Consider the following 21,442-nt stretch of genomic DNA (forward strand, 5'->3'; position numbering starts at 1 on the left):
GACGACTTGAGCGAAACGCACGATCGAGACGCTTTCTGGAAACGCCGAGGCCAAAGAAACGATGGTTTCCGCCACCGCTGCCGCAAGACCAAAATCAAGGATTCCTAACAAACCCGGTCATGCACCCTATCCGAGAACCGGATAACGGCTCCTTTTCGGCTGCACGCGTTCAGTCTGCGCCAGCGGAGGAACCAGCCAGCCTGCGCCAGCGGAGGAGCAAGCGGACAGCGGTTTCGGCTCTCTTTTTGCAAAGCGGTGGGAGCGGCTCAACCTGGATGATTCGCTAGCCCGGATGATTCATGGGCTTGCAAATTGTTTTGCTAACGTCTACGCCTTAAAGCGTTTACGTTCATTGCTCGAAAAACAGTCTGCGTATTAGCCGGCCTAGCAATTTACTTACATTGCGCACCCAACGGTCTGGTTGATTGGGTGCGATTGTTTGAAAAAGCCGAAGGTCCGGCCATCAATGTTCTCTTTCGTTGAGGCCGATGCTTACCCAACCTCAGCCTGACGAACGGAGCATGGCAAACGGACGGGGCTTTGCCCGAAAATCAAAACGCGCACTTCAAGATTTTCGCGTCCAGGTAAAAAATAACGGGCTCGCAATCGCCACCGAGTCTAATCAACCGCTTTGACATCGAACGCAAACAACAATTCGCCATGACGAATATAGAGTCGGCCACCACAGACGACTGGGTGTGCCCACGATTTACCTTTGCCTCCGGCGGGAATCGTGAACTCGCTAACCATCTCGTGTGCCGTCGGAGTTGGCTTGATCAGTCCGACTCGCCCGCGATCTTCGGACAAGGTATAGAGTAGACCGTCGGCGTACGTTAGCGCCCCCTTACCGACCCCGCGATCAGAATACATTGTTTCGCCAGTCTTCCAATCAAGACATACCCAACTCCTAGCGCTATCGGCTCCGTAAACGTATCCATCTAGCCGAACGACCCCACCGTGATGGTTGTCCATAGCTTTGGATTCCCAAACTTTTTCGGCAGAGATCTCGCTGCCTGTCGCAGTGAGTTTGACCATTTCGGAACCCGACTTGTACCCGGAACTGATAAAAACCTGACCGTCAAAATAGACGGGTTTGAGTGCGTTCACGTCGTATCTTGTCAAATGCTCGTGACGAAATAGCAATCGGCCCGAATCGATAGCGACACCGACGAGCGCCTTACCGCTCATGGCTAAAACGATTCGCTGGGTCGCAAATTCCGCGATCGTTGGCGTCGCATAGCCCGCATTGTCTCCTACCGACTCCGCAGCCCAAATGGTTTCGCCGGTCGTTTTATCCAAGGCAACGACGCTGCCTTTGCTTCCAAATGGGCAACAGATCAATTTACCGCCATCGACGATGGGAGATTCCGCTAATGCCCATTTAATGTTCTGTCCACCAAACTGCTCGAGCAGGTTTTTGCTCCAAAACAGCTCGCCCGTTTTTGCATCGAGGCAAACGAGATCCCCCAGTGGCGACTCAAAATAGACACGTCCATTATCGACGGTTGGCGTTGATCGGGTGCCGGGGTATGACTTTGTCCATGTGGGGCCACACTTCGCCTGCCATTCGATTTGGCCGTCGAGGTTTATTGCCGTGACAACCGCAGAATCGTCAATGCTTCCGGCGGTATAGATCAATCCATCGGCTAAACTGACACTCGAAAACCCTTCCCCAATCCCTTCCACTTTCCAGACCAATTCGGGGCCTCCGTCTGGCCACTGAGTTAGCAGCCCCGTTTCCGTCGAAATATTGTCACCATTTGGCCCGTGGAACTGAGGCCAAAACGGTTGGTCTTCGTCAGCAAAGGCGAGGTTGACGAGCAGAACCTGCATCGCAACGATTCGGGCCATGTATTTCGTGAAAACGTGCATTGCGAAGGCTCCTAAGGCGAAATGAGAGAAACGGGCCCGGCGACATCGGCTGGGCTCAACCTTTGCGCATCCCGGCTAATACCGAGTTTAGCTGCAATGAGCACCCTACGGCAAGCGTTAGGTTAGTTTAACCTTACCGGGGACCGCGTAACTTGACGGTGGCAATTCTCCGTTCCAGTCCAAGTTTTCAGGGAACAGATTGAGTGTCGATTTGTTCGTCATGAAATCCCAATCAACACGTTGTCCCGTATAGCAGGCCAACCGGCCCATCACGGCGGTCAAAGAACTGTCGGCAGTCTGCCGCAGTTCGACAATTGGATTTCCCGCACGAACCGAATCGATCAAGTCCTTGTGCTCTTGCCGATAAGCGTCCGAGATACTGCCTTTTTTCGACCAGGTCTCTTTTCCACTCCAATCAACAAACCGCGAGCCACCGCTCATTGCGTCGATGTAGGCGATCCCCTTGGTGCCGTAGACAACATTCCCATTGTCACCCTGAGTGCCAGGAATTTGCCGACACATGAGCGACAGGACTCGATTGCCTGGGTAAGTATAATCGATCGACATGCTATCCCACATCTCACTGTTTTCTGGGCGAGTAAACCGACCCCCGCTGCCATAAGCGGTTTCGGGAGCGCCCCCCATCACCCAATTCATCGCATCAATATTGTGAACCGCTTGCTCACAAATCTGGTCGCCTGATAGCCAGATAAAGTGCATCCAATTATCGATTTGGTACTGAGTATCACTCATCCCCTCTTTGCGGTTCTTGTACCAAATACTGTTGGAACAGTAACGGCTTTGAGCGCTAACGATCTCGCCAATTTCACCGTCATGAATTCGCTTGACCGCTTCGACATAATTCACTTGCCGACGGTACTGGGTACCGGTCACGATCGCGGTTCCATTTTTTTCCGCTTCATCATGAGCGGCAAGACAAATCTTGTAGCCTGCGGTGTCGACGCAAGATGGTTTTTCGGCAAAGACGTGTTTCCCCGCCTTGACGGCTTCGGCGATTTGCGAAGGGTGGAAGCCAGGCGGCGAAGCGATGAGGACCAATTCAACCTCAGGATCTTCGAGTACTTTCTGGTAACCATCAAGCCCCGCGTGGATTCGATCCTCTTCGACCATCACTTTGTCGCCGTGCCGCTTTTTCAGTAGATCGCGGGTCCGCACACAATTGTTACGATCGACATCCGCCATGGCAATTAACTGCACATTTTCATTGATCGAAAACGAGTCATTGAGAGCCCCAGCACCTCGGCCGCCGGCACCAATGATCCCCAATTTAATGACACGATCGGGGTCGGAGTCGTGATTAGAGGATTCGGATGCATGAACAAAACGGGAACTCGCCGAAGCGGCGACGACCGTTGCCGACAAAGCCGAAGTGTTGCGCAACATCGCTCGGCGGTTAGTTGTCATTTGTGATTTCACTGTCATTCTCCAAGGGGGCACGGAAAGGTAGGAAGGGTCTGGCCGCAAATCAAATCGTCGTGGACCTTGTTAAAGGTCCCAACACACAGGATTCTCTAACAAGAATCACCACTCTCATTTTGGTTAGACACCAATTTCTCAGCGGCTGCTTCATCGAGCAGGAATTGAACATCTTGATGGCCTTGCAAAAAGGTTGCAGGCACCGCATCTGAAACACTGCCACACACCGCCTGCTCGACGATCGATGCCTTGTGTTCTCCGAAAGCTAACAATCGAATCTTGCGAGCGGAAAGGATGGTCTTCACCCCCATGGTGATTGCCGATTTGGGAACCTTTTCGAGGCCTCCAAAAGCAGCTGCTGCATCATTGCGAGTCAACGAATTGAGCTTAACCAAGCGAGTCAAACCATTTCGACCTGACCCAGGTTCATTGAACCCAATATGACCTGTTCGCCCGATCCCCAGAATTTGAATGTCAATGCCACCCGCATCCGCAATTTGCTTTTCATATTCGCAGCAATCCGCGGCGACCGAATCGAGTGGGTGAGTGCCATCTGGAATATGGATATTTTTGCGATCGATATCCACAAAATCAAAAAGGTGCTCGTTCATGAACCGCACATAACTTTGCGGTGCATCGGGTTGTATCGGAAAGTACTCATCCAAGTTAAAGGTCACAACGTTTTGAAGTGACAAACCTTCGTCTCGGTGCATCCGAATCAGTTCACGGTAAACGCCCACGGGTGTCGACCCCGTCGCCAAACCCAAAACGCAAGCTTTCCCATCCTGGGCACGCTGACGAATCAATGCCGCCATTTCAGTCGCAACGCAAGTATTTGCATCGACGGCGTTGGCAAAAACACGGACATTGATCCCATTTCGAACGTCGTTGCAACGGGAAAGTTGGTTTGGTGAGGATTGCATTTTCAAGTGATCGTGTTGTGGCAAAAGGTCTAAGTCGCTACCGCATCGGCGTCGGCGTCATTATCGGTTGCAGTCATTGCTTCGACATCGGGTCGATCCCAAAATGTAAACAGGAACAAGACGGAAACGGCGACCGCCAATCCAGCGGGCAATAGCCAGAACTGCCGAGCACCTGCCAGCCAACCCTCTGTTGTTGTCGGATCGAGACCGATGTGATCCCCCCATCGTCCATGGATCAAATTCCCCACCAACATGCCTGCCCCATAAGTCAGCAAGCCCAGCAATGCTTGAGCACTGGTGCGGATTTCTTTTGGTGCCACACGGTCCGTGTACAACTGGCCGGTAACAAAGAAAAAATCGTAGCAAACGCCGTGCAGAACAATTCCGAATATCAAGAACGCTGGATTCAATGGCATCAATCCGAAAACCGCATAGCGAACGGCCCAAGCCATCATACCAACGATTAACATCATCTTGACGCCAAGACGTCTGAGAAAGAAGGGAACCAAGGCCATGAAGAACAATTCGCTAACTTGTCCGAGTGCCATCACCCCTGCGGAACGGTCACCAAATGCCATGTTCGATACGAACTCATAAGTGCGGGCATAATAGAAGGCCAACGGAATACAGATTAGGAACGAACAGAGTGCAAAGACGGCGTAGCTGGGATTTTTGAATAGACGAATTGCATCAAGGCCGAGAACCTTTGCAATACTATTGGGTTTGCCCGCGTCTTGAGGCGGTGACGCTGGAAGCGTGAAACTGTATAGCCCATAGACCAACCCGACGACACTGGCTAGCTTCAATGGAAGTGCACTACTGCCCGCATCGGTGACGCCTGGCAGAAGCGGGATAGGAAACAAACCAAACATCGATTGTGAAACCACCAACCCCGACACGATCCATCCGATGGTGCCCCACAGCCGAACCTTGGGAAAATCGTTTTCGATCGAGTCCAGGTTTTGAAAGGAGATGGCATTCACTAGAGCCATGGTTGGCATGTAGCACAGAAAGAATGCCATCATCACCCAGTAAAACTGGACTGGCGACTCCGTGATCGTGCTGCACCACCACAACATCCCCGCTCCAATCAATTGCAACACGCCATTGATCCGTTCCTTGTTAAACAATCGGTCCGCAATAAACCCAACGATCAAAGGGGCAAAAACCGCAGCCCACGTTTGAGTCGAATAGACACCACCAATGATCGTATTCAAATCATCCGAACCGCGGAAAATGACGCCTAAGTAGCTCCCCAATGGAACAAAAAACGCTCCCCAAACAAAGAATTGGAGGAACATCATGATCGATAGTCGGATTTTGATTGGCGTCATCTAATTTCGAGGCTTTGCTTGCGATTGTGAAGAGGTCAAAAGTGGAAACAGCTCCGCCAGTATATCATTTGACGGATGGCCATGCCCGCGATGTTGCACAAACGCTTCCGCCGCGTGGACGCCATACTGCTGGCCGCGTTGCGTACAGTAATGCCGCATCGCTGACAAGTAATCGTCGATTCCGTTATGAGCCTTCAGCCATTCTCGTTGGCTCTTGTGACACGCCAACATCTCGGTCTTTTGATCGAGTTGTTCACTGATATCAACGATCGTGGTCGGAATGATCGGTTGTCCCATGCGGTCCTTGCCACCATGACCGTCGCTGTAATACAGGTAGGGAACGGTCGAGCCATCGGTAAGTGGTCGCTCTGATGCGTTGGGGGCTGCGTAGACAAACGAGGCCGCGCGGCCCAATTGGCTAGTGATTTCGTGATCGGCATGATAATCCGACATCGGCATGGTGATAACGAGCGTTGGAGCGACATCACGAAACAAGTCGATCGTCTTTTGCAGAGCAACGCGGTCATAGACGAGGCGTCCGTCAGGCTCGCGAAGACAATGAAACCGTGCATTTGCCAGTTTCGCCGCCGCCACCCCCTCGGCGATTCTGATTTCAGCTACCTCGGACGGACTGCCCGTCAGCGCTCCACAATCGCCAGCGGAAACGGTTGCGATGTGGATCTCCCAGCCCAATTCAGCCAATCGAATCAGCGTGCCGACACAGCCGATCTCGGCATCATCGGGATGCGCCAAAAGGGCCAACGCCACTTTGCGGCTCGGCAAGTCGTTTGAAGTTGGCAAAGGGGACTCCTCAATAAGTAGCAGCGTCTCTCCGAGACGCTGAACCGGACAACAAAGTAGCAGCGTCTCTCCGAGACGCTGAACCGAGCAACAAAGTAGCAGCGTCTCTCCGAGACGCTGAAGTCGCACAAAGTCACGATTCGTCACGATGCGTACGCCCAACGGACGCTAGCTATTTTCACCTCCCTAGAAAAATCGTCCTCTCTTTCGTTGGCCGCTTCTGATACAATGTATGCGCCACGCATTACCGCAAAGGACGATCAGGCAAAGAAAGGCGTCTTTTGCTGCGTTGCTTATCGTATTCATCATCATTTCTGCCGCCTTTCAAGTTTGATTGACAATGAAGCCATCGTTTGAAAAGTTGATCAATTCAACGGGGGAATCCTTTCGCTGTTTCGACCGTTCGGTACTCGACTCGCCGGTCAAATGGCACCGCCATCCTGAAATGGAGCTCACCTACATTCCGAGGGGGACGGGCTCGCGAATTGTTGGCGATTCGATTAGCAGTTACAGCGATCACGATCTCGTATTGATTGGTTCGCAGCTTCCTCACACCTGGTCGTCCGACGAATTCCGCGACCAACGGTACGATCGGCATCAAGCGTATGTGCTGCAATTCCATCCGGAATTTCTTGGCTGCGATTTTTTCCAATGTGGCGAGATGGCAGAGATCGCTGAGATGTTCCATCGTGCCCGTCGCGGATTGTTTTTCCCCGCTGACGTTGCCATTCCCATCGGTCTGCGACTCAAAGGTCTGATCGAAACCGAAGGAGCAAGCCGACTGATCGGGATGCTTGAGATTCTAAATCTTTTATCCCAGTATTCGGATGCAACGGAACTGGCGAGCGAATTGTATCGAGTCTCTCCTTCGGCCAACGCAAATCGAGAATCGGAAACCCGGATCCAGATCGTTTGTGATTACATCGTCAATCATCTTTCCGACCCCGAATTGACACATCGCGACTTGGCAGAACTTGTTGACATGAATCCCTCGGCATTCAGTCGTTTTTTCAAGCAATCGACGGGCCGAACCCTGTCCGCCTACATCGGCGAATTGCGAATCGGTTTGGCATGTCGATTGTTAGCCGATACCGACGGATCGATTCTGGCGGTGTGTTACCAATCGGGGTTCGCCAACCTTTCGAATTTCAATCGCCGGTTCCGTCAACTGCGAAACATGACCCCGCGCGACTACCGAACTCGATTCCGAGTCTCGGTGTAGTTGCGGTATAAACGGGGACGATCGTCGGGATGTCCGCTCAGCTTCGAATCATCCTGCGTATCCAATTCATGGGGCGTATCCAATTCATGGGGCGTAACCAATTCATGGGGCGTATCAGGCGGCGATCAACCGCGTGGTCGTCTTCATCGATCGAGGCGGTTGGCCGAATGGCGTCATCGTCAAACATCTGTCGGGCCGCGAATGGACGCACTGCGAATTGTTGGAGCTCGTCGACATAAACCCTTCAGCCGATTCTTTAGGCAAGACTGCTAACGATTACCGATGAATTCGGTCATGACGATCGCAGCGATTGGCGCTAGTGTGAACTCAAATTTCTGAAATCTATGGCGTCAGATCGGCAGCGAATGGGTCATCCATCACGTAGTCCGACCTAGAGTTTTTCGAAAAGTGGCGTTTCTCAGGTGCATTGCAAGTGTTTTGCGATGGACAAATGATCTACGGCAAAGGGGCACTTCATGAGATTAATGACAACACCATCGTTAGCGGTGGTGAATCGCGATGAGCTGATCAATCGGATGATGGGCAGTATTCCCATGGCGGAACGGCTGTTGAAACGATTTGTCGAAACAGCGAGCCAGGATATTGAGCTCTTGGAATCAACCGTCCGGCTGGGGGATCAACAAGCGATCGCCTCGCTAGCACACCGCCATAAGGGTACCGCTAGAACGATTGCCGCGCCGCGAGTGGCGGAGTGTGCCGCTAAACTTGAAGCGTGTACTTCGACCAATTCCACTGCCGATCTTTTAGGGATCCTCGATGAACTTCGCAAGTTTCACAACGAAGTACGCCTCGTTCAGCAAGCCGGACTGGTGAACCCAACGCAAGACGTAACTATTTCCCCAGACGTGGAAGCATCACTGTGAAAAAAGAACCCAGCCCCGTTCCAATTTTGGTTGTCGATGACGATCCGATCGCTGCGGAGACACTCTGTTACGCGTTATCCCAGTTCGGCTATTCATCGGTTATCGCGCTCAATGGAATGGAGGCACTCGAACACATTCGCACAGGAAACTATCGAATCGTGATTTCGGATGTCGAGATGCCGGAGATGAACGGGATCGATTTGTGCCGAGAAATCCGCAGACGCGGATCGTGCGGCTACACCTACGTGATTTTGCTTACCGGTCGCAGCGATACCGCTAGCGTTGTTGCAGGACTTGATGCTGGCGCGGATGACTACATCGCCAAGCCGTTTTCGCCACGCGAAATGCAAATGCGGATTCGGGCGGGAGAACGGATATTGCTACTCGAAAGTCGCGATCTAATGATCTTTGCACTGGCAAAGTTGGCCGACAGTCGTGACCATGATACCGGAAGCCATCTCGATCGAATCCGAGAGTTCAGTCGCCTGCTGACGCTGGAGCTTTCGACATGGCCTGAGTATCAAGCCCTCATCGATGGAATCTACATTCAATCAATCTATGAGACGAGTCCGCTGCATGACATCGGAAAAGTTGGCATCCCTGATCGAATCCTGCTGAAACCCGGTAAATTGACGGAAGCCGAATTTGCAATCATGACCCAGCATGCCAAGATCGGAGGCGATACGTTGCAAGCGGTTGCCGATGCACACCCGGAAGCGGTCTTTTTGCGGATGGCTCATGAAATTGCCATGACACATCACGAACGTTGGGACGGAACCGGTTATCCAAATGGACTTGCTGGTGAAGAAATTCCGCTATGCGGCCGAATTGTGGCAATCGCCGATGTCTACGATGCCCTTACAAGTCATCGCGTTTACAAGCCAGCATTTGATCATCAAAAGGCCGTCAACATCATCCGCGAAGGAGCCGGTTCGCATTTTGATCCCAATCTCGTTCGAGCTTTCCTCAAACTTGAATCGAAGTTCCAAGAAGTGAAGGCAACCATGAACGACGCTCCGGAGAACGAGGATTCGGAATTTATGCCGCGTAATCGATATGAGCATACGTCCGTCACGTCGCTACAGCTTTCGCAACCGGTATAACCCTCACCACGATCCTCAAGCAACCGCGATCGCCACGTTTTAGAGACAACCCGATGCCTCTCTGCACCGATTTCTTGCAGTAGTAAGCCGTACAACCGTTGCGGCTGGTTCAAACCGGATACGGATCGCCTGTGAAGCTGATCCATTCCGGTCCATGGGAAATCGGGGCAAGCGATGGTCAATAATCATAATTCGATCCTATACATCGGGGTGCTATTTCTCGCCGCAGCACCGACCGCGATAGCCTCTGGAACGATTAGCAACGCCTTGTCGGCGCGATCGGCGGGCCGAGGCGGTACGAATCTCGCGTTCGCCGATAACGGTGTTCTGCTAATGGACAATACCGCAGGTCTCGAATCACTTGTGGGGCACGGATCGGGTCAGGATACCTATCTCGATTTTGGTGGTGTCGGATTGTTTACCGACATGAGCTATCAAGATGAAGACAACCCCAAAACCAACGCCTATGACAACCCTTCGGGACTAGGTCATCTCATGATTGGGCGGCGAATCAGTGAGGACATTGTCTTTGGATTTGGAGCGTTTGCACCGGCTGGATTTGCGTCCGACTATGACCTGCAAGGCCCGCCAACAACCCTGCCCGGTGAACACCACTATTACTCTTTCGGTGCTCTCGTTCGGCTTTTACCAGGGCTATCGCTACACTTAACCGATAGGCTAACGGTCGGGGGGACCTTTGGGATCGCCGTCAGTCATATCGAGATTGAGGGTCCATACTATTTGAATTCGTTGCCGCTACGTGGCACGCCCACGATCTTGGATCTGCAAAGTACTGGCCCCGCTTTGTCCTGGTCCTGCGGAATGCAATATGCACTCACCGACCGGACGACCATTGGCGCTCGCTACCAAAGTGAGAACGAATTCACCTCCACTGGAAAAGCCAATGTCGCCATTGCAGGCCTGGGCGACAGTGACTATGACGTGAACGTTGGATTGACCTGGGCTCGTTCGGCAGGAATCGGCATCAAACATGACGTCGATTCACGCAACCGATTGGCGATCGATTTCATTTGGGAAGATTGGTCCAATGCATACGATCGTGCCAATCTATCGTTCACCAACCCGAGCAATCCGCTCTTCGAGATGGTAGCGGGGCCAGCGATCGCGGAGGTATTTCCACTGCGTTGGAAAGACGCATTGATTGTCAGCAGCGGATACGAGCATGATTTCGGAGACGACAAAACGTTTCGTTTGGGATACCGATATCAAGACAATCCTGTACCATCCTCAACGGCGTCGACCTACTTACAAACGACGCTCGAGCATCATTTTTCCATTGGTTATGGCTTCCAACACTCCGGTTGGCAGATCGACACGGCGTACCAATATGCCTTCGCACCGGATGTTGATACGCAAACGAGTCTCTACCCCGGCGGAGATTACTCCAATGCCACTCTAAAGACGCAAACGCACATGGTTTTCCTAAGTGCGATGCGTCGTTTCTGATCCGCCACCATCCATCGCCAGTGCCACACCGGTTCAACGCTTGGTCATCTCCATGATGACGACGTTTTCGTTGTTCTCGGCAAAGATTCGAACCTCCGCCACGCTCGCTTGATCCAAGTCGTCGGCCAACATCATCATTTGGCCGCGGCTACGATAGATCAGATGCCAATCCATGTACATTTCCATATAGCCGACATCCCGAATTTCAGGCAAGAAGTTTGCGATAACCAAACGGCCGCCCGGTCGCACGTGATCGAACAAATTCGCTGTCAATCGTTTTGCCGTAGCATCTGTTAAATAGTCATAGAGCCCGGTTGTATAGATCAAATCAAACGTACCAAGGTCAAGTCGTCCGGTCAGCATCCGACGAATATTGGCGACCACCGCTTCGACGCCAAATCGGCCGTAAGCGTCACGGATTTCTTCGAGGCTCTCCGCGTCCGCATCCATCGCCACAAATCGCTCGAAGCGATTGCGACGGATCGCTGACGACAAACTTGCTTCACGAAGGTGTCCGGCGGCGACCGCGAGCACCTGTTGATCGGATTTTTCCCGCCCGATTCGGTCCAACATTTCCGCAACGTAGCAGCGGCGTTCACGCACGCCCGCCGATGCTGGCGCTCCGGTGGTGTATTGAAAGATTGCCGACCCCAATGCCGTGGCTTCGGGTTGTCCCCAAGCCTCTTCGCGACCATAGATATAGTCCATCATTACCGCGTCGCCCGCGTAACCGCGTGGTTTGTTGAAAGCCCGCGATGTAAAGGGATCCTGGTGTACGAGTTGGCAAAGAGAATGATTCCTTCCAAACCGGATCATCCCCTTCCATTGATCTTTGGTCGCCGTCTCTCGGATCGATCGAAGCCCACGAAACAACCGATCCACTGCGGCGTTGATATTGCCTGCGTTTGAATTTTCTCGGCTTAATTCAGAATGAACTTGATCGAGCAGATCCTTCAATTGAGAATGATCGGCGTCGGTGGACGATTCCAAATGACGGACCTTCGAAATTTCCGTGCCTACCGAATCCGTATTCGCTGGCCGTGGAAAACGACTCTCTGTTGCAATGCTCATCATGCATAGCCCCCGCTGCGAGATGATTGAATTAGAAATAGTGTGTGCCACTATGTTGCCTCGCGTCATTGCGAAGCACGATTGGCAGTATCCTTCTCTGTTGGAATCTGTCAAGCATTTGGCGGAGTGAAACCGGTTGGCCAAGGGGGGTTCGAATTCGCCAATTTGATGCAACCACGGATAGCGCATCCTTTTGGTTTCAACGCATCGACCTCTGCACATCGCGAATTGGCCCGACGACTTTCCTTAATCGTCACAACTCGCGACGCAACTTATTAAAACCTATCAAATTTGAATCAAGGCCGATCCATTGGCACGCGTCGAGACGGCCCTACAGACCGTGGCATGGTCCCCCCAAGAAAAAGGCAAGAAATTTTCTTTTTTTTGCTCGGCGGACCCATCGGTGCGGTTCTTGACCTAGGCTTCTGGAGGGCACATATACATTTCTCGATCGTGCCGTCATTGCATGCCCAATATTACGTAAATGCGTCGATAGAAGTGAAATGAGTAAACCCGTGTCTCCGTTTCCCGAATTGTTTGGCTATGTCGCCATTTCAGAGACACAAATGCGTGGTCCGATCGCAACCTGCATGGTGCAATCGGTACGATCGCTAGAATCATTCGTAGCCGAATGGCTGGACCAATCGGACTGCAGCAGCGAATGGTTTCATCGGGTTTCCTTGCATTGGCGAAGCAATCAGAGAGACCAACCGGTCGGCAGCTTAAAGCAGTACGACTACTTTGAGTCACCCAACCGCATTTCCCGTATTCTCGAAATCCCACGTGGTCAGGCTCTCAGTGAATCACTCTTTCGTGGCCAGCATGACCTAGCGACGGCACTGACGACAGCCATTGCAATCGTCCGTTGCTTGTCAGCGTGGCATGCCGAATCCCGCATCCATGGTTGGTTGGACGCGGAGTGCATTTACCGCGAAGAATCTGGAAGCATACAACTGCGTGATGTATCGAACGTTCATGAACACAACGAGACGGATTTCTCGCTATTGGATGTTCAGCACATAGCTTTTCTGTCACCTGAATCGAGTGGATCGTTGGCTCGTGCTGTTGGCCCTGCGTCGGATCTATACTCGGTAGGCGTCATACTTTTTGCCATGCTAACCGGGCGTGCGCCGATTGAAGCGACGGACGCCAGTGACTACTTAAATCAGCAGCTTTGCATGGAAGCGCCTCGCTTGCGAGGACTTGGTTTCGACGTCCCCAAGCCGTTGGATGATTTGGTCGCACGCTTGCTCATCCGCGACCCTCGAGACCGATATCAAACAGCAACGGCGGTGCTCGACGATCTACTTTCGATCGCCACATTCGATCAACATCATGATCTTGAAAGCTGCTATGCGATTGGCACAACAGACATTCGTGAAACCATAACCGAAGCGGCTTTAGTTGGTTACGAGCAGGATGTCGCCCGGACATGCAACGCGATTCAAAAGGCGCTTTCGGGAAAATTTGCGGTTCAGCTAATCGCAGGACCGGACGAGGGAGTTCGCCGCAACTACTTCGATGAAATTGAACTTCGTGCCTCGGCAAAGGGCATGGCCGTATTTCGTGGCGGTGCAACGACAACGGCCAATGCCAAACCGTTGCAATCGCTTGAAACGGTTTTCGCCGCAATCGAATCGTTGTGTATTCGAGAACCCGAGGTGGCGACTCGCTTAGCCGATAGCACCTTGGAGCACTCCGCAACACTGGCTGACCTGCTGCCATGCTTGGCTGCCCATTGGCCCGTCTCTGTTTCGACGAACAGTCCCGATGCGTACGGAAGTCACCGCGTCCAAGTGGCATTGGAAGAACTGTTTGTCGCCTTGGCAAAAGAGCCTTCGGGCGCCGCGTTTCTGTTTGATGACATTCACAACGCTGATGAACTAACACGAAACGTGATCCGATCGCTGATCAATCGATCGAGAGAGGAACCGTCTAGTTTCTTGCTATGTGCCATTTCATGTGATTCGGTCGAGACGATAAACTTTGGGGAGCCGATCGATCAATTGCGTCTCGCCCCGCTCTCGGATGAGGCGTTGCAGCGGCATTTGCAGTCGATGGCGGGATGTCTTTCCGAAAAGATCACAACCGCGATTGCCGAAGTGGCCGCAGGCAATCCAACGATTGCGTCGGCGATGCTCAGGCGAATGATCGACTCGCGAGTGATTCATTCTTCGCCGCAGGGTTGGGTGTCCGATGGCAAGCTGCGAGATGCTCTTCGCAATGACGATACATTCGCTGGATTGTTGGAGTGTCAGATCGGTGAATTGTCGAGCCAGACCTCAACGATTTTGGCAACCGCCGCCATCGTGGGGCAGCGTTTCGAAATCCCCATTTTGGCAAATGTTTGCGGGCGAAGCTATGCCGATGTCTTGGAGGCGGTTAGAGAAGCACTCCGCCGCCAATTGCTATGGCGTGACGTACAACAAGGATGGTTTCGATTCGTCAACGATGCCATTCACAAACAATTGAGCATGAGTCTTGACGATGATGTCCGCAAGCAACTGCACCTCAAGACAGCAGAATATCTGATTGAGATTGCGCCAGACAACGTTCACGATTTGGCGTATCATTTTGATGCCGCAGGTGTTGCCGAATCGGCACTCCAGTATTCACTCGCTGGGGCCGCAAACGCGAGGCAGAAACATTCCCTTCTGGTTGCGGAAGATCAGTTCAGTATCGCTGAACGTTGGGCCTCCCCGAACGACTCCTTGACCCAATTGACGATACTCGAAGGACTCGGCGAAATACACCTTCTGACCGGACGCTATGACTCTGCAGAGAAGTACCTTCGTGAAGCATTGAGTTTGGCAACGACGCCTCTGGACCAAGCCCGCATTCAACAAGAAATTGGTGAATTGGCATTCAAGCGTGGCCAATTTGCAGAGGCGGCCTGCGAGTACCAACAGGCGTTAGCGATTACCGGCGCGCGGATACCAAAAAACTTGCCCGCGATGCTGGGCTGTCTCGTGTATCAAGCTTCACGACAAACGCTTCACTCCTTTACACCCTCGCGGTGGATCGTTCGGCGCGGAAAGATGTCGCCACTTGTCTGTTTGAGAATGCAATTGCTGAGCCGACTCTCACGGGTCTACTGGTTCAGCAGACACCGCCTTTGGACACTCGCAAATCATCTTCGTTCATTCAACGAAGCCGAGTTGTACAATCCATCTGAAACGCTCGCAGCGGTCTATAGCGAACATGGTCCTGTAATGAGTTTGCTGCGTTGGTTTGGCCGCGCCAATCGTTACATTGAACGATCATTGAAAATCCGTCGAGACCGCGGCGACGTGTGGGGGCAGGGCCAATCTTACCACTACGGAAGTGTCGTCCGACTGGCCGAGTGTCGGTTTCAAGATGCGATCGAGGCATCGAGTCTCGCAGTCGAGATGCTCCGTCAAACCGGCGATTTTTGGGAAATGAATATGGCTCGCTATCAAGGAGCCAACGCACTCTACCGCATCGGACTTTTCGCGGACGCTGTCAAATTGGCTGCTAAGATGCACGATTCAGGATGCGAGATTGGCGACCGACAGGCGACCGGGATAAGTCTTGATGTTTGGGCTCGTTGCTCCCCGGAAACACTTTCGCTGCAAATCGTTGCTGAAAATGCGGCACAAGATCGCCCCGATGCTCAAAGTCATGCCCAGTCTCAACTGGCGCATGCCGTGGTTTTATTGCATCATCGGCGCCATGAAGAATCAATCGAAATCCTGAAAAACGCGATCGTTCGTTGCCGACAAGCAGGGCACCTCAATACCTATATCAGTCCCTGCTATGCCTGGCTAGGAACCGCACTGAGAGAGCTAGCGGAAGCAACCGATTGCCATGATGGCCGTCGTCGTCAGCAACGGCTTCGCGATGCTCGAAAAGCGATCAAACATGCCATAAAAATCGCCAAAGCGTTCCCAGCGGATTTGGCGCATTGCTATCGAGAGATGGCGATCTTGGAGGCGATTGCCGGAAAGAGCCGATTGTCGGCAAACTTCTTGCAACGCAGCTTGGCCGCCGCACGTCGCTACGCCCAGCGGGCCGAAGAACTCAGTACCCTGCAAACGCTGCTCGCCCTCCATCTCCGTGAAACCGAACACCTCGGACCTTTTTCGATACAAAATCAAGCACGTCTTGATGAGCTGCTCAAAACGTTGCCTGTCGCGCCTCAAGGAATTGCCCCGGTTGTCGGCACCAAATCGAACTTATCGCTTGCCGATCGCTTCGTGACTCTCCTGAAGTCGGGCCGTCGGATCACACAAGCTTTAACGGCAAGCGGCGTCTTTGTCGAAGCATGTGAATCGGCACAACGGTTGCTCCGTGGACAGACCGTCGATGTCGTGATGGTTCGACGTGAAAACGGTAAACATTGTTTCAATGCTTGGAAGGAGTCCTCAACCGACAAGCAGCGTCAATCGCGTCTCGATGCCAACGTCGACCTGTTTCAGTTGGCTGTAAAGCAAGGGACCGCAGTATGCCGAAGTTCGAAAACGCTGCACGACAGCGCGTCAAACAATTCGATAACAGGAAGTGCTTTGGCGGCACCGATTCTGTTCCGCGGTGAGTTTGTCGCGATGATCTTGGTATCTCATTCCGAATTAGCCGATCTATTCGGTAGAGACGAACTTCGGATTGCCGACTTCGTCACGACGTTATCAGGGGCTGCACTGGAAAACGCGGAAGGTTTTCTTCAACTTCAACAATTAAACGGCACTCTTGAACAACGTGTTTTAGAACGCACCAAAGCCGCAGAAGATCGGGCTCAGCAACTTGCCGAAAAGAATACACAACTGCACCAGACGGAGGAACAACTCCGCGAAGCGATCACCGCCGCCAACGCCGCCAACGAAGCAAAAGGACGATTTTTGGCGACGATGAGTCACGAAATCCGGACACCGCTCAACGGCATTCTCGGGATGACTCGACTTGCTCAAAAAACATCAGCCAATCAACGCCAAAAAGGATACCTCGATACGGTCCAAGAAAGTGGGGAATCGCTCTTAAACCTAATCAACGATCTGCTCGACTTTTCCAAACTTGAAGCCGGTAAAATGGAACTTGAGGCCATTCCATTTAAACCTCAGGAATTGGCAGGTGAAGTGTACCGCCTCATGACGGCATCCGCCTGGCAAAAACAGTTGGACCTGCGATGCGAAATTGATCCTGGTATTCCACAAGTCTTGGTTGGTGACCCCGCAAAACTTCGCCAAATCATGATCAATCTAATCGGCAACGCGCTGAAGTTCACCGAAGAGGGATTTGTTGAATTCAAAATGGAATCCTTCCCAACCGAAATCCAAGTGCAGGGCTCACCTTCAACGATCCTTTCGATATCGGTTCAAGACAGCGGGATGGGAATCCCTGAAAACAAACACGAAAAGGTTTTCGAGACGTTTTCACAAGCCGATAGTAGTACAACACGCCGCTACGGAGGAACCGGTCTAGGGCTCGCCATTTGTCGCGAGCTTGCGGAAAGAATGCAGGGCACGATAGAACTACAAAGCACCGTTGGACATGGCAGCACCTTTACCGTAAAAATCCCACTAGGCACCGTCGAGCAGGAGGGGCAATCGGAAAGCGATATTCTAGCGTCACCGCTACAAGACGACCAAGATGCTCCACAAACCGATCCGCATGAGCCTCACGGTCGAAATCGACAAATTCGAGTTCTGGTGGCCGAAGATGGTGTGATTAACCAGGAGGTCATCGTCGGCATTTTGGAGATGGAAGGGTTTGAAGTTGCGGTTGCCCAAGATGGCGAACAGGCCGTGAAGTTGGCAACCAGCGAAGCCTTCGACATCTGCTTGATGGATGTCGACATGCCGATTCTCGACGGCATGGATGCAACGCGTGCCATTCGCACCGTCGGTAAAGGAGATCACGCGAAACTGCCAATCATTGCGATGACAGCCCACTGCGGTGACCAGATTTGGGATCAATGCAATGCAGCCGGAATGAATGGGTATCTTCCTAAACCCGTTCAACCGGGCAAACTGTTTGAGACGATCAAACAATTCACCTAAAGCTCAAACGCCTAGCAACGTGATCGCGATGTTATCGCTCCGCGAAAAGTACAGTAGATGGGCGGCCTGCTCAATCCAACCGCATCGACTCACGCATGCTCATTTTGCGGTTGGAGCAAAAACTTTCAAAAAGGAGCTAAAGATTCACCTGGCGCATGGTCGATACCAACGATTGCAAGATGCTCCTTTCTCAGGTTTCACGGACGAAGCTGGTTGTTGTCACTAAACCACCCTCGTTTTCGAGCATTGAACCTTGCGTATTCTTACTCTCGGCGCACTCATCGTCTCGGTCGGCACGCTTGCCGCTTTGCCGTTTCGCCGCTCGGCGCCCGATGTCGATCTGCTGCCGCCGCCTTCCATTCACGATGCGGTTTCGGTTGTTTCACCATCAAACGCTGGGCGTCACGCGGCCGTGCCCGTCAAGTCGGCCGTGGAGCTTTCCCAAACAACGAAGCCGAGGGAAACCGTTGATCCGGTCGCTAAGCTGGAAGCTGAGATCCGAGCGATCGATGCGTTTGCGGACCCAGCTTCACCTGCCTATTCGTGGAATGAAGCGAGTGAGCCAGCGAAACCGCAAAAGGTAGTGAAACCGCTGACCTACGAAGACCTCGCCGTCCCGCTCGCTCGTCCGCCGATCATCCAAGAAAGATTCAATGCGACCGAACCGGGATCGGTTGATTCGTATGCAGCAAGCAAACCGGTACTAGCCGCCAATGAGAATGCCCGACGGATGCGTCCGCTAACAATAAATGATTCCATGAACGAGTCGGCGAATGGTTCAAGCCAACCATTCGTCCGAACGCAAACATCGCCGCGAGCAGGCCTTTCTGACGCCTCCACTTCTGCGAGAAACAGCATCGGGCAAAAGGCAAAGTTTGCCAGTTCCGCAGAACGGCCAACCGAACCGACACTCCCATTGCCAGTGGAACCGGCAACACCGCGCAAGCGATATTGGATCGTCCAACCGTAAGGCATTGGGCTAACAGGATAGCGAAAACCGCCATGACTTTCCGCTTTTCGGAAGTCTTCATGACCGTTTCCGAAACTCTTGGCGTTTTTTTGCTACGACAATACCATACGACAATACCAAACGTTGACGGGTTTTCAGGAAGAGCCTAGTGGAACCGGCGGTCGCCCCAAAGTTGATCTCGGTTTGGAGGAACGAAACCGGGATTGTTCGGGTTTTGGTAGAGCAGTTGTTCGATCCATGCTTCACCGGAGTTGCCGTCGATCGGCGATTGCGATAGGGAATTGAGCGGGAGAGACTCGTACGATAGCGACTCGAAGTGCCAATCGGAGGAATCGGGACAAAGGTGATCGAGAGAGGGCCAAGGATCAAACGGAGCACGTCCAATCGCTTCCTGTAGTTTCGACGAATTCATCGCCACGTCACCTGCTCGCGGCGGCATCGGTCCTGCTTCGATTCTCGGCACGCCCTTGAGCAATCTGGCATCGTAGCCACCGACTCGATTGACGACTTGCGCGATTTCAAACAGACTCATCTTTCGCGGCCCTCCCGCATGAAACAGCCCATGAATCGGCTCACGCAAAATGTGGGCGAACAATTCGTTCATGCAGTCAGTGTAAGTCGGCGTGCGGAATTCGTCGACAAACAGCGTCGCTGGTTTGCCCTGTTTAAATCGAGATGCAATCCAATCAATCGCCCCGGCGTGCGCATTGAAGCTGATTCCCATCGGCAACGAAATACGCAGCACACAGGCATCGGGGCGATGGTTGAGCACGAGCCTTTCGGCTTCGACCATTTTCGCGCCATAAACCGTGACGGGATCGGGTTGGTCCTCTTCGCAGTAATCGCCACCATCTCGTCCGCCGAAAACCAGATCCACTGACAAATGGATAATGGCGGCATCACGCCGAGTGGCTTCGGCGATCATGTTCTCTGTCCCCATCACATTGACGCGGTGCGCCATTTCAGGATCCATTTCACACGACTTCAGGCGGCAGCAACCGGCAAAATTGAGTAGTGTTTTGAACTCATATTGGTCCCATATCTCACTCACTTGCCGCCGGTCTTCCGCATCACAACCCAAAATGCCGTCGCCTGATAACGGCCACATGCTATTTTGCCGCATACCAAAAACTTGATCGCCGTAGAGATTGCGGAAATAATGAAAGGCATTGTATCCCGGAACGCCCGAAATCCCCGTCACCAACAGGGGCAAGCGGGGTGGTTGCGGTTGATCGGTGGCCCTTGTCATGTTCGACATCCTAACATTATGGTTTGTTTCAACATTTATTTGCACCTTAACAGTTCGGCTCGAAAGTCTCGATGACTTCCGCGACGTTATACGGCACACTGCTTCGCCGGATTGTGGGACAGAAAAAGGAATAGAGGGATTAGTTTGGTCGACCGAATAGTGTACGAATCTCACTCCCACACCCCGCTTTGCATGCACGCCGAAGGGTTGCCGAGCGAGTATGCCGAAGTGGCTTGGCAGCGGGGTTTGAAAGGGTTGATTGTTACCTGCCACAATCCGATGCCAGACGGGTTTTCAAGTCATGTTCGAATGCGAGAAGACCAGTTTGATGATTATATTTCAATGGTCAAACAAGCGACTGACAAGTGGGCGGGAAAAGTCGATGTCCGGTTGGGAATCGAAGCCGATTACTTCGAAGGCTACGAGCGTTTTCTTGAAAATCAATTGCAATCGGCCGATTTCCAATACGTGATCGGCAGTGTCCATCCTCAGATTGCCGAGTACCGCGAACGGTATTTTACCGAAGATCCATTCGAATACCAAAAGAACTACTTTCATCTGCTGGCCAAGGCCGCCGAAACGGGACTTTTCGACTCGATTTCGCATCCCGATTTGGTCAAGAACGTAACGCCCGACGATTGGGTGCCGAGCAGGATCATGGATACCATTTGCAAATCGCTCGACCGGATTGCCGCGACCGGCACGGCGATGGAGCTCAACACATCGGGACTTCGAAAAGTGGTCGTCGAAATGAACCCGTTTCCAGAAATGTTGGTCGAAATGTCCCGACGCAATATCCCCGTGACCCTCGGGGCCGACGCCCACCAACCCGAACGGGTGGCCGATTGCTTCGTTGAAGCCCTTCAATTACTTCACGAATGCGGCTATCAATCGATTAGTGTGTTCTTGAATCGCAGCCGTCAAGAAATCTGCATTCAAGACGCGTTGGCAAGCTTGAAAGATTTCGACTAGTGCTGCGTTACATCTTAATTTTAGGATAGACGGAAAGCAGCTTTGTCCTCGCTTCGTCGATTTTCATTTGCCAATCGACTCCGCGTTGGGTTTCATTTACATCGCTGGCCCAGGCAGAGGTTT

General features: G+C 52.5%; 14 protein-coding genes. 7 read left to right on the plus strand and 7 right to left on the minus strand.

Translation table 11 applies throughout. The annotated features are described in order from the left end of the window. Positions 1 to 618 precede the first annotated feature (618 nt). From Q31b_RS27185 to Q31b_RS27205, 5 genes are all read right to left on the minus strand, one after another. Positions 619 to 1,872 carry a PQQ-binding-like beta-propeller repeat protein gene (locus tag Q31b_RS27185; protein WP_146602822.1) on the minus strand — a complete coding sequence of 418 codons (1,254 nt, stop codon included), beginning with the start codon at positions 1,870 to 1,872 and terminating at the stop codon, positions 619 to 621. A gap of 117 nt (positions 1,873 to 1,989) precedes the next feature. Beyond that, positions 1,990 to 3,297: a Gfo/Idh/MocA family protein gene (locus Q31b_RS27190; RefSeq protein ID WP_231617895.1), complete on the minus strand. Its 1,308-nt coding sequence runs from the start codon at positions 3,295 to 3,297 to the stop codon at positions 1,990 to 1,992. Between the two features lie 107 nt (positions 3,298 to 3,404). Continuing rightward, a complete protein-coding gene (nagB, locus tag Q31b_RS27195) occupies positions 3,405 to 4,232 on the minus strand; it encodes a glucosamine-6-phosphate deaminase (protein WP_146602824.1) in 828 nt (275 codons plus the stop codon). 29 nt (positions 4,233 to 4,261) lie between these two features. Further along, positions 4,262 to 5,566: an MFS transporter gene (locus Q31b_RS27200; protein WP_146602825.1), complete on the minus strand. Its 1,305-nt coding sequence runs from the start codon at positions 5,564 to 5,566 to the stop codon at positions 4,262 to 4,264. After that, on the minus strand, positions 5,567 to 6,319 hold the full coding sequence (locus Q31b_RS27205; RefSeq protein ID WP_390622360.1) for a PIG-L deacetylase family protein: 753 nt from the start codon (positions 6,317 to 6,319) through the stop codon (positions 5,567 to 5,569). Between the two features lie 388 nt (positions 6,320 to 6,707). On the opposite strand from Q31b_RS27205, the gene Q31b_RS27210 reads away from it, so the two are divergent. From Q31b_RS27210 to Q31b_RS27225, 4 genes are all read left to right on the plus strand, one after another. Then, positions 6,708 to 7,589: an AraC family transcriptional regulator gene (locus tag Q31b_RS27210; protein WP_146602826.1), complete on the plus strand. Its 882-nt coding sequence runs from the start codon at positions 6,708 to 6,710 to the stop codon at positions 7,587 to 7,589. A 476-nt stretch (positions 7,590 to 8,065) separates the two neighbouring features. After that, on the plus strand, positions 8,066 to 8,473 hold the full coding sequence (locus Q31b_RS27215; RefSeq protein ID WP_146602827.1) for an Hpt domain-containing protein: 408 nt from the start codon (positions 8,066 to 8,068) through the stop codon (positions 8,471 to 8,473). After that, positions 8,470 to 9,576 (plus strand): HD domain-containing phosphohydrolase, encoded by a 1,107-nt coding sequence (locus Q31b_RS27220; RefSeq protein ID WP_231617896.1) that lies wholly within the window; start codon positions 8,470 to 8,472, stop codon positions 9,574 to 9,576. The genes Q31b_RS27215 and Q31b_RS27220 overlap by 4 nt, the downstream gene beginning before the upstream one ends. 174 nt (positions 9,577 to 9,750) lie before the next feature. Beyond that, positions 9,751 to 11,043, plus strand: a complete 1,293-nt coding sequence (locus Q31b_RS27225; protein WP_146602829.1) for an OmpP1/FadL family transporter — start codon at positions 9,751 to 9,753, stop codon at positions 11,041 to 11,043. 33 nt (positions 11,044 to 11,076) lie between these two features. On the opposite strand, the gene Q31b_RS27230 is transcribed toward Q31b_RS27225, so the two are convergent. After that, complete coding sequence (locus Q31b_RS27230) at positions 11,077 to 12,117, minus strand: class I SAM-dependent methyltransferase (RefSeq protein WP_197172493.1); 1,041 nt, start codon at positions 12,115 to 12,117, stop codon at positions 11,077 to 11,079. 500 nt (positions 12,118 to 12,617) lie between these two features. Between Q31b_RS27230 and Q31b_RS27235 the strand changes: the two genes are divergently transcribed. Beyond that, positions 12,618 to 18,128 (plus strand): ATP-binding protein, encoded by a 5,511-nt coding sequence (locus Q31b_RS27235; protein ID WP_146602831.1) that lies wholly within the window; start codon positions 12,618 to 12,620, stop codon positions 18,126 to 18,128. Positions 18,129 to 18,381: 253 nt separating this feature from the next. Continuing rightward, positions 18,382 to 19,098: a hypothetical protein gene (locus Q31b_RS27240; RefSeq protein ID WP_146602832.1), complete on the plus strand. Its 717-nt coding sequence runs from the start codon at positions 18,382 to 18,384 to the stop codon at positions 19,096 to 19,098. Between the two features lie 145 nt (positions 19,099 to 19,243). On the opposite strand, the gene Q31b_RS27245 is transcribed toward Q31b_RS27240, so the two are convergent. Continuing rightward, positions 19,244 to 20,347, minus strand: a complete 1,104-nt coding sequence (locus Q31b_RS27245; protein ID WP_231617897.1) for an SDR family oxidoreductase — start codon at positions 20,345 to 20,347, stop codon at positions 19,244 to 19,246. Positions 20,348 to 20,491: 144 nt separating this feature from the next. Between Q31b_RS27245 and Q31b_RS27250 the strand changes: the two genes are divergently transcribed. Further along, complete coding sequence (locus Q31b_RS27250; RefSeq protein WP_231617898.1) at positions 20,492 to 21,319, plus strand: histidinol-phosphatase HisJ family protein; 828 nt, start codon at positions 20,492 to 20,494, stop codon at positions 21,317 to 21,319. Positions 21,320 to 21,442 lie beyond the last annotated feature (123 nt).

The organism is Novipirellula aureliae (assembly GCF_007860185.1).
GTDB classification, from domain to species: Bacteria; Planctomycetota; Planctomycetia; order Pirellulales; family Pirellulaceae; genus Novipirellula_A; species Novipirellula_A aureliae.